Origin of the sequence: Pseudomonas sp. SJZ131, from assembly GCF_007828705.1 — a bacterium.
Classification (GTDB): Bacteria; Pseudomonadota; Gammaproteobacteria; order Pseudomonadales; family Pseudomonadaceae; genus Aquipseudomonas; species Aquipseudomonas prosekii.
In genome coordinates, this window is sequence record NZ_VIVC01000003.1 from 338,233 (window position 1) to 352,845 (window position 14,613).

The 14,613-nt window shown below is 59.8% G+C and carries 14 protein-coding genes; 3 read left to right on the forward strand and 11 right to left on the reverse strand.

Annotated features, from left to right (window positions below; all coding sequences use genetic code 11):
- Window positions 1-40: 40 nt before the first annotated feature.
- Window positions 41-1,399, reverse strand: a complete 1,359-nt coding sequence (locus tag FBY12_RS15745; RefSeq protein WP_121733330.1) for a glutamine synthetase family protein — start codon at window positions 1,397-1,399, stop codon at window positions 41-43.
- A gap of 50 nt (window positions 1,400-1,449) precedes the next feature.
- The gene (locus FBY12_RS15750; protein ID WP_145253800.1) at window positions 1,450-1,830 is read right to left on the reverse strand and encodes a gamma-glutamyl-gamma-aminobutyrate hydrolase family protein; all 381 of its coding nucleotides are present in this window, start codon (window positions 1,828-1,830) and stop codon (window positions 1,450-1,452) included.
- 279 nt (window positions 1,831-2,109) lie between these two features.
- On the opposite strand from FBY12_RS15750, the gene FBY12_RS15755 reads away from it, so the two are divergent.
- Window positions 2,110-3,486 carry a glutamine synthetase family protein gene (locus FBY12_RS15755; RefSeq protein WP_054616983.1) on the forward strand — a complete coding sequence of 459 codons (1,377 nt, stop codon included), beginning with the start codon at window positions 2,110-2,112 and terminating at the stop codon, window positions 3,484-3,486.
- A gap of 215 nt (window positions 3,487-3,701) precedes the next feature.
- Window positions 3,702-4,340, forward strand: a complete 639-nt coding sequence (locus tag FBY12_RS15760; protein WP_121733331.1) for a TetR/AcrR family transcriptional regulator — start codon at window positions 3,702-3,704, stop codon at window positions 4,338-4,340.
- Between the two features lie 56 nt (window positions 4,341-4,396).
- On the opposite strand, the gene FBY12_RS15765 is transcribed toward FBY12_RS15760, so the two are convergent.
- The 8 genes from FBY12_RS15765 to FBY12_RS15800 all read right to left on the reverse strand — a co-directional run bounded on the left by FBY12_RS15765 (window position 4,397) and on the right by FBY12_RS15800 (window position 11,758).
- A complete protein-coding gene (locus FBY12_RS15765) occupies window positions 4,397-4,612 on the reverse strand; it encodes a molybdopterin-binding protein (protein ID WP_003229256.1) in 216 nt (71 codons plus the stop codon).
- 35 nt (window positions 4,613-4,647) lie between these two features.
- On the reverse strand, window positions 4,648-5,478 hold the full coding sequence (gene ssuB / locus FBY12_RS15770) for an aliphatic sulfonates ABC transporter ATP-binding protein (protein ID WP_145253803.1): 831 nt from the start codon (window positions 5,476-5,478) through the stop codon (window positions 4,648-4,650).
- Entirely contained in the window at window positions 5,475-6,257 is a 783-nt protein-coding gene (gene ssuC / locus FBY12_RS15775; protein WP_092276539.1) for an aliphatic sulfonate ABC transporter permease SsuC, read from the reverse strand. Before ssuC ends, ssuB begins: the two co-directional genes overlap by 4 nt.
- Before the next feature lie 9 nt (window positions 6,258-6,266).
- On the reverse strand, window positions 6,267-7,415 hold the full coding sequence (gene ssuD / locus FBY12_RS15780; RefSeq protein ID WP_145253806.1) for an FMNH2-dependent alkanesulfonate monooxygenase: 1,149 nt from the start codon (window positions 7,413-7,415) through the stop codon (window positions 6,267-6,269).
- Window positions 7,416-7,440: 25 nt separating this feature from the next.
- Complete coding sequence (locus tag FBY12_RS15785) at window positions 7,441-8,406, reverse strand: sulfonate ABC transporter substrate-binding protein (RefSeq protein ID WP_145253809.1); 966 nt, start codon at window positions 8,404-8,406, stop codon at window positions 7,441-7,443.
- Between the two features lie 122 nt (window positions 8,407-8,528).
- Window positions 8,529-9,122: an NADPH-dependent FMN reductase gene (gene ssuE, locus FBY12_RS15790; protein ID WP_092276530.1), complete on the reverse strand. Its 594-nt coding sequence runs from the start codon at window positions 9,120-9,122 to the stop codon at window positions 8,529-8,531.
- Window positions 9,123-9,443: 321 nt separating this feature from the next.
- Window positions 9,444-10,082, reverse strand: a complete 639-nt coding sequence (locus FBY12_RS15795; RefSeq protein WP_121733336.1) for a peroxiredoxin — start codon at window positions 10,080-10,082, stop codon at window positions 9,444-9,446.
- Window positions 10,083-10,384: 302 nt separating this feature from the next.
- The gene (locus FBY12_RS15800; protein ID WP_145253812.1) at window positions 10,385-11,758 is read right to left on the reverse strand and encodes an OprD family porin; all 1,374 of its coding nucleotides are present in this window, start codon (window positions 11,756-11,758) and stop codon (window positions 10,385-10,387) included.
- A 368-nt stretch (window positions 11,759-12,126) separates the two neighbouring features.
- Here FBY12_RS15800 and tauA point away from each other — a divergent pair, with 368 nt between their 5' ends.
- On the forward strand, window positions 12,127-13,113 hold the full coding sequence (tauA, locus tag FBY12_RS15805; protein WP_371927462.1) for a taurine ABC transporter substrate-binding protein: 987 nt from the start codon (window positions 12,127-12,129) through the stop codon (window positions 13,111-13,113).
- A 119-nt stretch (window positions 13,114-13,232) separates the two neighbouring features.
- Here the strand turns inward: tauA and argA are convergent, their stop codons facing one another.
- Entirely contained in the window at window positions 13,233-14,531 is a 1,299-nt protein-coding gene (gene argA, locus FBY12_RS15810; RefSeq protein WP_092276518.1) for an amino-acid N-acetyltransferase, read from the reverse strand.
- Window positions 14,532-14,613 lie beyond the last annotated feature (82 nt).

The window sequence follows — 14,613 nt, forward strand, 5'->3', positions numbered from 1 at the left end:
TCCAGTGAAAGCGCCGCCAGCATCGGCGGCGCCCGGCGTATCAGACGGCGAAGAGCAGGAATTCCCGCTCCCACGAACTGATCACGCGCTTGAAGTTTTCATGCTCGGCCCGCTTGACCGCGACGTAGCCAGTGATGAATTTCTTGCCCAGGTATTTCTCGATGGTCGCGCTGTTTTCCATGCGTTCCAGCGCGTCCTCGATGGTCAGCGGCAGGCGCAGGTTGCGGCGTTCATAGCCACGACCGACCACCGGCGCACTTGGGTTCAGGCCTTCGACCATGCCGATGTAACCGCAGAGCAGGCTCGCGGCAATCGCCAGGTACGGGTTGGCGTCGGCGCCCGGCAGGCGGTTTTCCACCCGACGGTTCTGCGGCCCGGCGTCCGGCACGCGCAAGCCGACAGTGCGGTTCTCTTCGCCCCACTCGACGTTCACCGGCGCCGAGGTGTCCGGCAGGAAGCGGCGGAACGAGTTGACGTTCGGGGCGAACAGCGGCAGCAGTTCCGGAATCAGTTTCTGCAGGCCACCGATGTGATTCAGGAACAGCTGGCTCATGGTCCCGTCTTCATTGGAGAAGACGTTCTTGCCGGTCTCGATGTCGATGATGCTCTGGTGCAAGTGCATCGCGCTGCCCGGCTCGCCGGTCATGGGTTTGGCCATGAAAGTCGCGGCCACGTCATGCTTGAGCGCCGCTTCGCGCATGGTGCGCTTGAACACCAGAATCTGGTCGGCCAGCGACAGGGCGTCGCCGTGACGGAAGTTGATTTCCATCTGGGCCGTGCCGTCCTCGTGAATCAACGTGTCGAGGTCCAGCTCTTGCAATTCGCACCAGTCGTAGACGTCTTCGAACAATGGGTCGAATTCGTTCGCCGCTTCGATCGAGAACGACTGGCGACCGGTTTCCGGGCGACCGGAACGGCCAATCGGCGGTTGCAGCGGGAAGTCCGGGTCTTCGCAGCGCTTGGTCAGGTAGAACTCCATTTCCGGCGCGACAATCGGCTGCCAGCCTTTGTCGGCGTAGAGTTTCAGCACCTTCTTCAAAACGTTGCGCGGCGACAGCTCGATCGGGTTGCCTTGCTTGTCGTAGGTGTCGTGGATCACCTGCGCCGTCGGCTCGATGGACCAGGGCACCAGGTACACGGCGTTCTGGTCGGGACGGCAGATCATGTCGATGTCGGCCGGGTCGAGCAGTTCGTAATAGATGTCGTCTTCGACATAGTCGCCGGTCACGGTCTGCAACAGAACGCTCTCGGGCAGGCGCATGCCTTTTTCGGCAATGAACTTGTTGGTCGGCGAAATCTTGCCCCGGGTGATCCCGGTCAAGTCGGCGATCATGCATTCGACTTCTGTGATCTTGTGGTCTTTCAACCAATCGGTGAGCTGGTCGAGGTTGTTACTCATAAATGCCTCTTAGGCTGGGTTTCCTGACTCGTATAAGTCAGGCGTTTAAGTCAGGCGTTAATTGACGCATCGGCGTGACTTGATACAGATTGCCACTGCGCCGACCACGCACACATGCCGGTGAAGGCTGCGCAAGAGTGTAGAGGGGTGACGGCGGTGCGTGCAGAATCGTGAGCAGTTCGCCGCGCCTCGGCTGAGCCGACGCGAGCAAACGGTTCTATATTGGAAAGACGCGGCGTAAAGAGAATGTGCTGCGAACCGTCCAGAATATCGGACGGGGCCAGCGAGATCACCGGGGAAGGAAGAGTCGACGCCGCACCATTGGCAACACTGGCCTTGGCGTGGACGTAACAATCGCCACTGATGTGATAAGCATACAGACCGATCTGCCTGGAGCAGTCGGTGACGCCGATTAACGGCAGGCGAGACATGAAGCACCCCGGTATTATTGCTGTTATGGGTTTGAATCGGAGCTTAGCCTTGTTCATTTTTTTACACAACACCCCCGTAAAAAATACAACACGGCCCGCTCAAGCCCGCAGACATCAAAGTATCCAAAGGCACAAAAACGCCCCAAAGTGCCGCAAAAAAGCCACTTGAGCGCTTTTTCAGGGCAAAAAAGGCCTTGCTTGACTTCGGCATGCCGTTCGGGTTGACTGAAACCCGAAGAGCTCAATGATTGATATTTTTAACAACAAAGGTGTTGCATCATGTCGGTACCCCCGCGTGCCGTTCAGCTTAACGAAGCGAACGCGTTCCTTAAGGAACATCCTGAGGTTCTGTACGTTGACCTTCTGATTGCGGATATGAATGGTGTGGTGCGCGGCAAGCGCATTGAACGCACCAGTCTCCACAAGGTTTACGAGAAAGGCATCAACCTGCCGGCCTCTCTATTTGCTCTGGATATCAATGGCTCGACGGTGGAAAGCACCGGCCTGGGCCTGGACATCGGCGATGCTGACCGAATCTGCTATCCAATCCCAGACACCCTGTGCAACGAGCCTTGGCAAAAGCGCCCTACCGCGCAACTGTTAATGACCATGCACGAACTCGAAGGTGAACCCTTCTTCGCGGATCCCCGTGAAGTCCTGCGCCAAGTTGTTACCAAGTTTGACGAGATGGGCCTGACCATCTGCGCCGCATTCGAACTTGAGTTCTACCTGATCGACCAGGAGAACGTGAACGGCCGCCCGCAACCGCCGCGCTCGCCGATCTCCGGCAAACGCCCGCATTCGACACAGGTCTACCTGATCGACGACCTCGACGAATACGTCGACTGCCTCCAGGACATTCTGGAAGGTGCGAAAGAGCAAGGCATCCCGGCCGACGCCATCGTCAAGGAAAGTGCCCCGGCGCAGTTCGAAGTGAATCTGCACCACGTCGCCGACCCGATCAAGGCATGCGACTACGCGGTACTGCTCAAGCGCCTGATCAAGAACATTGCCTACGACCATGAAATGGACACCACTTTCATGGCCAAGCCTTACCCGGGCCAGGCAGGCAATGGTTTGCACGTCCACATCTCGATTCTCGACCGCGACGGCAAAAACATTTTTGCCAGCGAGGATCCCGAGCAGAACGCCGCACTGCGTCACGCGATCGGCGGTGTGCTCGAGACCCTGCCCGCGCAGATGGCTTTCCTCTGCCCGAACGTCAACTCGTACCGTCGTTTCGGCGCACAGTTCTACGTGCCGAACTCGCCGTGCTGGGGCTTGGACAACCGCACCGTGGCGATTCGCGTGCCGACCGGTTCGTCCGATGCCGTGCGTATCGAGCATCGTGTAGCCGGTGCCGACGCCAACCCGTATCTGCTGATGGCTTCGGTTCTGGCGGGCGTGCATCACGGCCTGACCAACAAGATCGAGCCGGGCGCACCGGTTGAAGGCAACAGCTACGAGCAGAACGAGCAAAGCCTGCCGAACAACCTGCGCGACGCATTGCGCGAGTTGGACGACAGCGAGGTGATGGCCAAGTACATCGATCCGAAGTACATCGATATCTTCGTCGCCTGCAAGGAAAGTGAGCTGGAAGAGTTCGAACACTCCATCTCCGACCTTGAGTACAACTGGTACCTGCATACCGTTTAAGCGGTTGCAGTAAAAAAACGCCGCCGGCTGCTGAAGCCTGCGGCGTTTTTTTATGGCCGCCTGCGGCGGATCGCGAGCAAGCTCGCTCCCACAGTCATGCGCCGTCTTCAAATTGGCGCATGACCGTAGGAGCAAGGCTTGCCCGCGATGGCGTCCGGGCAGACAACAACACAACCCTGCTCGTACAATGCCCGCAGCCCCGCAGGAGGACTTCAATGACGCGCCCCGCCCCTATTCGCAAACCCCGCGCACGCAGCCAGGCGCGGATCGATTCGATCCTCGATGCCGCCCGCACGCTGCTGGCCGCCGAGGGCGTGGCGAGCCTGTCGATCTACAGCGTCGCCGAGCGCGCGGAGATCCCGCCCTCCTCCGTCTACCACTTCTTCGCCAGCGTCCCGGCGCTGCTCGAAGCGCTGACCGCCGACGTGCATGGCGCCTTCCGCGCCTGCCTGCAAGCGCCGATCAATCACGACCAACTAAACAGTTGGCGCGACCTCTCGCAACTGGTCGAGCAACGCATGCTTGACATCTACGACGAAGACGCCGCCGCGCGCCAGTTGATCCTCGCGCAACACGGCTTGACCGAAGTCACCCAGGCCGACCGCCAGCACGACCTCGAACTTGGCGATCTGATGCACAAGCTGTTCGACCACCACTTTGAATTGCCGCGACTGCCGAGCGATGTCGACGTGTTTGCACTGGCGATGGAATTGGGCGACCGCGTTTACGCGCGCTCAGTGCAGCAGCACGGGCAAATCACCCCGCGCATGGCCGAGGAAGGCATGCGGGTTTTCGATGCCTATCTGGGACTGTATCTACCGCCCTACCTGCCCAAACGCAGATTGTCGGCCTGAGCTGATCGCTCCCACGCGGAGCGTAGGAACGATCAAGGGCAGACGCTCGCCGCTGCTTACAACTTGGCGATCGACACTTCGGTGGATTTGACGAAGGCGATTACTTCGCTGCCGACCACCAGTTCCAGCTCTTTCACTGAACGGGTGGTGATCACCGAAGTGACGATGCCCGAAGCAGTCTGCACGTCGATTTCCGACAGCACGTCACCCAGGACGATTTCCTTGATCGAGCCTTTGAACTGGTTACGAACGTTGATGGCTTTGATAGTCATGATGTTGATTCCTGTCAGTTGGGATGAGGCGTGAGTTATTGCGCCCAACGCAATTGCGTAGGCAATGGTGAAACGGGTTCCGGTTCCGGTGGCTCGCCGGGGAGCGACAACACGCGGTTGAGTACTTCGGTTTCCAGCGCCGCCAGCCGATGCGAGCCGCGCACACGTGGGCGCGGCAGTTCGACGTGGAGGTCGAGGCCGACTTCGCCGTCCTCGATCAGGATTACCCGATCGGCAATCGCCACCGCTTCGCTGACGTCGTGGGTCACCAGCAACACGGTGAAACCGTGTTTTTGCCAGAGCCGTTCGATCAGTTGCTGCATCTCGATTCGGGTCAGCGCATCGAGGGCGCCCAGCGGTTCGTCCAGCAGCAGCAAGCGCGGTTGGTGGATCAGCGCGCGGGCCAGCGCCACACGTTGCTTCTGGCCACCGGACAGCGCCGCTGGCCACTCATTGGCGCGGTCCGCCAGGCCAACCGATTCCAGTGCTTCCAGGGCTTTTGGCCGCCAGTCGCCGCCGAGCCCGAGGCCGACGTTGTCGATGACTTTTTTCCACGGCAGCAAACGTGCTTCCTGGAACATCAATCGCGTGTCTTCGCGGGCGTCGCTGAGCGGCGCCGAACCGGCCAGCAAGTCGCCGCCGGTAGGTTTGTCGAGGCCGGCGAGCAAGCGCAGTAACGTACTTTTGCCGCAGCCGCTACGGCCGACTACAGCAACGAATTGCCCGGCCGGAATGTGCAGGTCAATCTCGCGCAGCACCTGCCGCGCGCCGAAAGTCTTTTGCAGCTTGCGCACCACCAGCGGAATCCCGCGCAGCAGGCGTGGGGGTTGTTGACCAGTGTGTTGCGCGGTGTGTTGAGCAGTCATGCGGCACCTCCCTTGGCGACTTGATACGCCGGATGCCAGCGCAGCCACACACGTTCAAGCCCACGGGCGGCGAGGTCGGCGAGTTTGCCGAGCACCGCGTAGAGCAGAATCGCCAGAACCACGACGTCGGTCTGCAGGAATTCGCGCGCATTCATCGCCAGATAACCGATGCCGGAACTCGCGGAAATGGTTTCCGCGACGATCAGCGTCAGCCACATGAAGCCCAGCGCGAAACGCACGCCGACCAGAATCGACGGCAACGCGCCCGGCAGAATCACCTGCCGGAACAGGCTGAAACCGCTCAAGCCATAACTGCGCGCCATCTCCACCAGCGCCGGATCGACGTTGCGGATGCCGTGATAAGTGTTGAGGTAAATCGGGAACAACGTGCCCAGCGCCACCAGAAAAATCTTCGCCGACTCGTCGATGCCGAACCACAGGATCACCAGTGGAATCAGCGCCAGGTGCGGCACGTTGCGGACCATTTGCACCGAACTGTCGAGCAAGCGTTCGCCCCACTTCGACAGGCCGGTGATGAAACCGAGCACCAGACCGATGCTGCCGCCGATGGTAAAACCGAGGGCCGCGCGCCAGCCGCTGATCGCCAGGTGCGTCCAGATTTCACCGCTGCGCACCAGACTGACGCCGGCCTCGATCACTGCAATCGGCGCCGGCAGAATCCGCGTCGACAACCAGCCCGCCGACACCGACAACTGCCACACCGCCAGCAGCAACACCGGCAACGCCCACGGCGCGAGGTTGTGGATAATTCTCTTCATGACGGCGCCTCAGCTCTGCGACGCGGCTTTGGGGAGAATGTCGTTGGCGACCATCTCGCCGAACGGGCTGACGAAATTGGCCCCTCGCGGCTGTTCCGGGCGCTGCACGTCGATGTGCGGGAACAGTAATTCGGCGACGCGGTAGGCCTCTTCGAGGTGTGGATAACCGGAAAAAATAAACGTGTCGATGCCCAGGTCGGCGTATTCCTGCATGCGCGCCGCGACGGTCGGACCGTCACCCACCAGCGCCGTCCCGGCACCGCCGCGCACCAGGCCGACACCGGCCCAGAGGTTGGGGCTGACTTCCAGGTTGTCGCGGCTGCCGCCATGCAGCGCGGCCATGCGTTGCTGGCCGACCGAATCGAAACGCGACAGTGAAGCCTGAGCGCGCGCGATGGTGTCGTCGTCGACGTGCGAGATCAGTCGATCCGCTGCGGCCCACGCTTCCTCGTTGGTTTCACGCACGATCACATGCAGACGAATGCCGAAGCGCACGGTGCGCCCGAGCTTCGCCGCTTTCGCCCGCACTTGTGCAATCTTCTCGGCCACCGCCGCTGGCGGTTCGCCCCAGGTCAGGACCATTTCCACTTGTTCAGCGGCCAAGTCCTGCGCCGCTTCCGACGAGCCGCCGAAGTACAGCGGCGGACGCGGTTGCTGGATCGGCGGATAAAGCAGTTTGGCGCCCTTCACGCTGATGTGCTGGCCGTCGTAATCGACGGTTTCGCCTTCGAGCACGCGGCGCCAGATGCGGGTGAATTCCACCGACGCCTGATAACGCTCCTCGTGGCTGAGAAACAAGCCATCGCCGGCCAATTCGTCCGGATCGCCGCCCGTGACCAGATTGAACAACGCCCGCCCGCCGGACAGCCGATCAAGCGTCGCAGCCTGCCGCGCGGCGACCGTCGGGGAAATGATCCCGGGGCGCAGCGCGACAAGGAATTTCAGGCGCTGGGTCACCGGGATCAGCGACGCGGCGACCAGCCACGAGTCTTCGCAGGAGCGCCCGGTGGGAATCAACACCCCGCCGAAACCGAGGCGATCGGCTGCTTGAGCGATTTGTTGCAGGTAACCGTGGTCAACGGCGCGAGCGCCTTCGGCGGTGCCAAGGTAATGGCCGTCGCCGTGGGTAGGCAGGAACCAGAAAATATTGAGGCTCATGGAGTGGTCTCCTTGGGGGTTCGAATTACTGCGCTTTGGCAACGGCTGCCGGTGGCGTCCAGATCACGTCTTTGATGCTCAACGGCTTGGGAATCAGCTTGAGCTGATAGAAGCTGTCGGCGATTTTCTGTTGCGCAGCGACCACTTCCGGGGTCAGGAACAGCGCCCCGTAGCCCTGGCGTTTGACCGAAGTCAGGGTGATATCCGCCGGCAAACCGAGCAGCGGCGCGACCTGTTTGGTCACGTCTTCAGGATTGGCTTTGGACCATTCACCGACCGCACGCACTTCTTCGACGAGGGTCTTGATCACCTCAGGATTTTTCTGCGCGTAAGGCTTGGTCGCGAGGTAGAACTGATGGTTGTCGACGATGCCCTGGCCATCGCGCAGGGTGTGCGCTTGCAGTTGTTGTTCGGCGGCGGCCTGGTACGGATCCCAGATCACCCACGCATCGACACTGCCGCGTTCGAACGCCGCGCGGGCATCGGCGGGTGGCAGGAAGACAGTCTGAATGTCGGTGTATTTGAGGCCGGCGTCTTCGAGTGCGCGCACCAGCAGGTAGTGGACGTTTGAGCCTTTGTTGAGGGCGACTTTTTTGCCCTTGAGGTCGGCCACCGATTTGATCGGCGAGTCCTTCGGCACCAGGATCGCTTCGCTGTGCGGCGCCGGTGGTTCGTAGGCAACGTAGAGCAGATCGGCACCAGCGGCCTGAGCGAATACCGGCGGCGTTTCGCCAGTCACGCCGAAGTCGATCGAGCCGACGTTGAGGCCCTCGAGCAACTGCGGGCCACCGGGGAATTCAGTCCATTGCACGTCCACGCCTTGCGCGGCGAGGCGTTTTTCCAAAGTGCCTTTGGCTTTGAGCAGCACCAGGGTGCCGTACTTTTGATAGCCGATTCGCAGAGTCTCGGCCTGTGCTTGAGTAATGGCGCCGAAGGTCACAGCCGCTGCAAACAGAGCGACCAGACCACGACGCAAAATGACAGTGCGCATGGCGCTCTCCTATTTGCTGTTGGGTTTTGGCTGCACCTGCTTGGCCGTTGGCGGCTGAGTAAGGTGAGTACTTCTAATTCTGGGTGAGGCTTATTCGGGGTGAGGCTTATTCGGGGTAAGGCTTAAATGCTCCAGCGAGCACTCAATAAACGTTCGTTGAGCAGGTTCGGGTCGATCGGTTTCGGTCGGCGCGCCATGGCGCTGAGAAACAGTTCCAGCGATTCATCCAGACGTTGTTCCAACTCCGGCGCCAGTTGCGCCTGGGCGCTGCCCTCGGCGTAAGCAATCTGGCTGTCGACGGCGAAAATCCCGTGAAGCATTTCCTGCGCCTTCAGCGCTGACAGCACCGGTTTGAGCGCGTAATCCACCGCCAGCATGTGCGCGATGCTGCCGCCGGTTGCCATTGGCAACACCACTTTGTGATCCAGCGCGCGTTCGGGCAGCAGATCGAGCACGGTTTTCAGTGCGCCGGAGAACGACGCTTTATAGACCGGCGTGGCGATCAGCAGGCCATCGGCGTTGGCAATCTGCTGCAACAGGTCGATCACCTTGGGGCTGTCGAAGCGTGCGTGCAGCAAGTCTTCGGCCGGGAAGTCCCGTACCTGATAACTCACCACTTCCACACCGCGTTCCTGCAACCAGCGTTGCGAGCGCTCCAGCAGCACCCCGGAACGGGAGCGTTGGCTGGGGCTGCCACCGAGTGAGACGACCAGCATTCAGATGATTCCTTGAACAATTCAGGCGATTCGCAATGTGCGATCTCGCTTCGATGGAAGTGACCTTAACAGGTGATTTATATATCCATAAATCATATTTATTCATTTGGTTATTCTTTAAAGAACTATGCAGGAAGACGATTTCCAGGCAAAAAAATAGGCCGTATAAACGGCCTGAAAATCCCCTGCGTTGTGGATACGTTTCACCGCCCTTGTAGGAGCGAGGCTTGCCCGCGAAGGCGTTGTCATGGCCAACATTGGCGTCAGACGTGATGGCCTCTTCGCGGGCAAGCCTCGCTCCTACAGGGGCGGTATTTCAAATCAACGGTTCGGTTGCGGCGTTAGGCGCAGGTACGGTTTGACCGCGCGATAACCCTTGGGAAAGCGTTTATTGATCTCATCTTCATCCTTGAGCGACGGCACGATCACCACTTCATCACCGTCCTGCCAGTTGGCCGGGGTCGCTACTTTGTAGTTGTCGGTGAGTTGCAGCGAGTCGATCACCCGCAGGATTTCATGAAAGTTGCGCCCGGTGCTCGCCGGGTAAGTAATGGTCAGCCGCACCTTCTTGTTCGGGTCGATGACGAACAGCGAGCGCACGGTCAGGGTGTCGTTGGCATTCGGGTGAATCAGGTCGTACAGGTCCGAGACCTTGCGATCAGCGTCAGCGAGGATCGGGAAGTTGACGATGGTGTTCTGGGTTTCGTTGATGTCTTCGATCCACTTGTGGTGCGAGTCCACCGGGTCGACCGACAGCGCAATCGCCTTGACGCCGCGCTGGGCGAATTCTTCTTTGAGCTTGGCGGTAAAGCCCAGTTCGGTGGTGCACACCGGGGTGAAGTCCGCCGGATGGGAAAACAGCACGCCCCAGCTATCGCCCAGCCACTCATGGAAACGAATGGTGCCGGCGCTGGAATCCTGTTCGAAATCGGGGGCGATATCGCCAAGTCTGAGGCTCATGGTGCTGCTCCTGGTGAGTGCGTAATGAGCCCAACTGTGCCTGCAATCGGAATGAATTAAAAAGAATAAATATCGATTTATTTAGACCGTAAAAGAATATTAAAAATCTGTTCACTGGACCTCATCCGCCATCGCCAGCAACATCGCCGACAAGGTTCGAGAAGGCCTTGAGTAGTTGCACATGCGATAACGTTTCGGGATGGGATTACGGGGGTGACTCCGCCCTGAAACGCAAAAGCCCCGCCAGGCGAGATGCCGGGCGGGGCTTTTTTTTACGGATGCTTTTACAGCTATTACAGCTATTACAGCAGTGGGATCGAGTAGCTGACGATCAGGCGGTTCTCGTCCTGGTCGCGTTGACCCGGGATGTCGTTGCGCCACATGGCGTTTTTCCACATTACGCCGAGGTTCTTCAGCGGACCTTCCGGCACTACGTAAGCCAGGGTCAGGTCGCGTTCCCACTCGGAACGGCCACTGCCCGAAACACCGCCACCGCCAGTCACGGTGTCAATGTTGTCGCCACGCAGGTAAACGATGCCAGCAGTTGCGCCTGGCAGGCCAACCTTGGCGAAGTCATACGAGTAGCGTGCTTGCCAGGTTTTCTCGCCGGCACGGCCGAACTTCTGGATCTGCATGTCGGTGATGGTGTAGTTCGACGAACCGTCGCCCTGGTTCAGCCAAGGGAAGTCGCTGCTGCCGTTGCTGTACTGCCAACCGCCACCGAAGGTGTGACCGGCAACGGTGTACAGGAACAGGCCGCTGTACAGGTTGTTGTCGACTTTACCGCGACCGCTTGCAGCGCCCGAGTAGTTACCGCTGCTGTAGTAGGCAGGCGTGTTGCCGTTGGCGCCGTCGTCGGAGCTGTTGAAGTAACGCAGGTCAGACTTCAATACGCCCGGACCGATTGCCCAGTTGTGCACCAGACCCAGGAAGTGTTGCTTGTAGAAGTCTTCCAGGTTGCCGTAGTAGTACTGTGCGGTCAGGTCTTTGGTGATTTTGTAGTCACCGCCGCCGTAGATGAACTTGTTGCTGTCGCGACCGGTGATGGTCGGGCTGTTCGCGCCGCCAATCGACAATTGCTCGGTGTTGCTGGAGTTACGACCTTTGACCGCTTCGATCTGACCGCCAACCAGCGTCAGGTCTTTGATGTCGCCGGAAGTGATCTGGCCACCCTGCCAGGTTTGCGGCAGCAGACGACCGTCGTTGGTCACGATCACTGGCAGTTTTGGCTGCAGGGTGCCCAATTTCAGTTCGGTCTGGGAAATCTTCGCTTTGGCAGTCAGGCCCAGGCTGGAGAAGTTATCCACCGCTTCGCCGTTGGACTTGCTTGGGAACACGGTGCCGCCGTAAGAAGTAGCGGTAGCGCCGTTAGTGCCGCCGCCCGAATCCAGACGCACGCCCAGCAGGCCGATGGCATCGATACCGAAGCCGACGGTGCCTTGGGTGTAACCGGAGATGAAGCGCAGGTCGAAACCCTGACCCCATTCTTCGTTTTTGTTCTGAACGCCGGCGTTGCGGTTGGCCGTGGTGCCAGCCGCGGAATCGCGGTTATCGGTGTTGATGTAGAAGTTACGCAGGCCCAGGGTAGCCTTGCTGTCTTCGATAAAACCGGCGGCGCCTGCCTGCTGCGCCAAAACCCCTACAGCCACAGCCAGGGCCAAGGTGGACTTGTTCATTGTTTCGCTCCTCTCGTTCTAATTCTTGTGTTCCTGGTCCGGGGTCGAATGCCCTGGATCCTAAGATGCGCGATTAGCGCCAGACCGTGACTGACAAGTCAATCGTAACTTTGTGCGTCTACGACCAAGGTCTAATCGCCGCAGATTGGGTCCGTGCAGGGTAATGAATTCTTCATAAACCCAAAAAGAATTATTTCATTCTTTTTCATGCTGCTTTGGAATATGGCCCGCCACCGAAAAACCGCGCCGGGATACCCGGTATCGGCACATAAGCTAATTACTAAATAGTATTTATTAGCCTTTTTTTAGATCGATTAGCTTTGACGCGCTCCAACCACGTCAAACCCTATCGAAAAGGCGACGCCATGATGGCCAAACGCGCACTATCCAGTCAAATTGTTACAGTTGGTGTGTCGGTATTAATTGCTTGTGGCGCGCAGGCGGCCAACCTTACGGTCGGTTATCAAACCGGCATCGACCCAAGCAAAGTCCCGCAAGCGGATGGCGTCTACGAGAAAACCCTCGGCGAGAAAATCGACTGGCGCCGTTTCAACAGCGGCCCGGAAGTGGTCACCGCAATTGCCTCCGGCGACGTGCAGATAGGCAACCTCGGTTCCAGCCCGCTCGCCGCCGCCGCTTCACGCAATTTACCGATCGTCGCGTTCATCGTTTCCGCGCAGATCAACGCCGCCGAAGCCTTGGTGGTGCGCAACGGCAGCGGCATCGATAAACCGCAAGATCTGATCGGCAAAACCATCGCCACGCCGTTCGTTTCCACTTCTCACTACAGCCTGCTTGGCGCGCTGAAGCACTGGGGCCTGGACACTTCGAAAGTCAAAGTGGTGAACCTGCAACCGGCAGAAATCGCCGCCGCGTGGAAACGTGGCGACATTGATGGCGCGTTTGTCTGGTCGCCGGCGCTGGGGGAAATTCGCAAGACTGGCAAGACCTTGACCGACGCCGCGCAAGTGGGCCAGTGGGGCGCTCCGACCTTCGAAGTGTGGGTCGCGCGCAAGGATTTCGCCGAGAAGCACCCGGACGTCGTGGCGAAATTCGCCAAGGTTACCCTGGACTCGTTTGCCGACTATGCCGCGCATAAAGACAGCTGGACCGCCGACTCGGTGCCGGTGCAGAAAATCGCCAAACTGACTGGTGCCAACGCGGCTGATGTGCCGGAGTTGCTCGCCGGCTCAACCTTCCCCGACGCCAAAGCGCAGCAAACCACCGCGTTGCTGGACGGCGGCACGGCGAAGGCGATTGGCGAAACGGCGAAGTTCTTGAAGGAACAGGGGAAGGTGGAGACGGTGCTGCCGGATTATTCGCCGTATGTGAGCGCGAAGTTCGTCACCGAATAGCATCATCTCCTGTAGGAGCGAGGCTTGCCCGCGAAAGCGTCGTCACAGCCACTATCAACGTCGGACGTGATGGCCTCTTCGCGGGCAAGCCTCGCTCCTACAGAGGGTAGCGCCACAGGTCACAGAGTTTTTTCGAAGATCTTCGAATTGCGCTGATAGTTGTACAGCGACGCTCGCGCCGATGGCAGGCGCTCGACGCTGCTGGGTTCAAAACCGCGCTCGCGGAACCAGTGCGCCGTGCGAGTCGTCAGTACGAACAAGGTTTTCAGGCCCTGCGCGCGAGCGCGGGTTTCGATGCGCTCGAGCAATTCATCGCCGCGACCGCCGTGGCGATACTCCGGATTGACCGCCAGACACGCCAGCTCGCCAGCATCCGAATCGGCAATCTGATACAGCGCCGCGCACGCGATGATCATGCCTTCGCGCTCAACCACGCTGAACTGCTCGATCTCGCGTTCCAGCACTTCACGCGAGCGCCGCACCAGAATCCCCTGCTCTTCCAGCGGGCTGATCAAATCGAGCAAACCGCCGACGTCTTCAATCGCCGCTTCGCGCACCAGTTCGAATTGTTCCTGGGCCACCAGCGTGCCGCCGCCGTCGCGGGTGAACAGCTCAGTCAGCAGTGCACCGTCCTCGGCATAACTGACGATGTGGCTGCGCGCCACCCCACCACGACAGGCTTCGGCTGCTGCATCGAGCAATTCGCCTTGATAGTTGTTGCCGAGGCGTTGCAGGTGCGCCGGCACTTGTTGCGGGCGTAATTCGCGCACCAGCCGGCCGTTTTCGTCGATCAAACCAAGGTCGGCGCCGAACAGCAGCAATTTGTCGGCGCCCAGATCGATGGCCGCGCGGGTCGCGACGTCTTCACACGCGAGGTTGAAAATTTCCCCGGTCGGCGAATAGCCCAGCGGCGACAGCAACACAATCGAGCGCTCGTCGAGCAGCCGATTGATGCCTTTGCGGTCGACCCGGCGGACTTCGCCGGTGTGGTGATAATCGACGCCTTCGAGCACGCCGATCGGCCGCGCCGTCACCAGGTTGCCGCTGGCCACCCGCAGGCGCGAGCCCTGCATCGGCGACGAGGCCATGTCCATAGACAACCGCGCTTCGATGGCGATGCGCAACTGGCCGACCGCATCGATCACGCACTCAAGCGTCGCAGCATCGGTGATGCGCATACCGTGGTGGTAATGCGGGATCAAGCCGCGTGCGGCGAGGCGGGTTTCGATTTGCGGACGCGAACCGTGGACCAATACCAGACGCACACCGAGGCTGTGCAGCAGCACCAGGTCGTGGACGATATTGCCGAAGTTCGGATGCTCGACGCCGTCGCCGGGCAGCATGACGACGAAGGTGCAATCGCGGTGGGCATTGATGTAAGGGGACGCGTGGCGAAGCCAATTAACGTATTCGGGCATGAACCTGGGCCTGTAATAAATAGCAGCCAAAAAATGGGCGAAACGGAAATGCACAGCGGGCTGGTGGTTATCGTCGGAACAG

Coding starts and splice junctions, on each gene's coding strand:
- FBY12_RS15745 (WP_121733330.1), bottom strand. CDS start 1,399: ATGAGTAACAACCTCGACCAGCTCACCGATTGGTTGAAAGACCACAAG.
- FBY12_RS15750 (WP_145253800.1), bottom strand. CDS start 1,830: ATGTCTCGCCTGCCGTTAATCGGCGTCACCGACTGCTCCAGGCAGATC.
- FBY12_RS15755 (WP_054616983.1), top strand. CDS start 2,110: ATGTCGGTACCCCCGCGTGCCGTTCAGCTTAACGAAGCGAACGCGTTC.
- FBY12_RS15760 (WP_121733331.1), top strand. CDS start 3,702: ATGACGCGCCCCGCCCCTATTCGCAAACCCCGCGCACGCAGCCAGGCG.
- FBY12_RS15765 (WP_003229256.1), bottom strand. CDS start 4,612: ATGACTATCAAAGCCATCAACGTTCGTAACCAGTTCAAAGGCTCGATC.
- ssuB (WP_145253803.1), bottom strand. CDS start 5,478: ATGACTGCTCAACACACCGCGCAACACACTGGTCAACAACCCCCACGC.
- ssuC (WP_092276539.1), bottom strand. CDS start 6,257: ATGAAGAGAATTATCCACAACCTCGCGCCGTGGGCGTTGCCGGTGTTG.
- ssuD (WP_145253806.1), bottom strand. CDS start 7,415: ATGAGCCTCAATATTTTCTGGTTCCTGCCTACCCACGGCGACGGCCAT.
- FBY12_RS15785 (WP_145253809.1), bottom strand. CDS start 8,406: ATGCGCACTGTCATTTTGCGTCGTGGTCTGGTCGCTCTGTTTGCAGCG.
- ssuE (WP_092276530.1), bottom strand. CDS start 9,122: ATGCTGGTCGTCTCACTCGGTGGCAGCCCCAGCCAACGCTCCCGTTCC.
- FBY12_RS15795 (WP_121733336.1), bottom strand. CDS start 10,082: ATGAGCCTCAGACTTGGCGATATCGCCCCCGATTTCGAACAGGATTCC.
- FBY12_RS15800 (WP_145253812.1), bottom strand. CDS start 11,758: ATGAACAAGTCCACCTTGGCCCTGGCTGTGGCTGTAGGGGTTTTGGCG.
- tauA (WP_371927462.1), top strand. CDS start 12,127: ATGGCCAAACGCGCACTATCCAGTCAAATTGTTACAGTTGGTGTGTCG.
- argA (WP_092276518.1), bottom strand. CDS start 14,531: ATGCCCGAATACGTTAATTGGCTTCGCCACGCGTCCCCTTACATCAAT.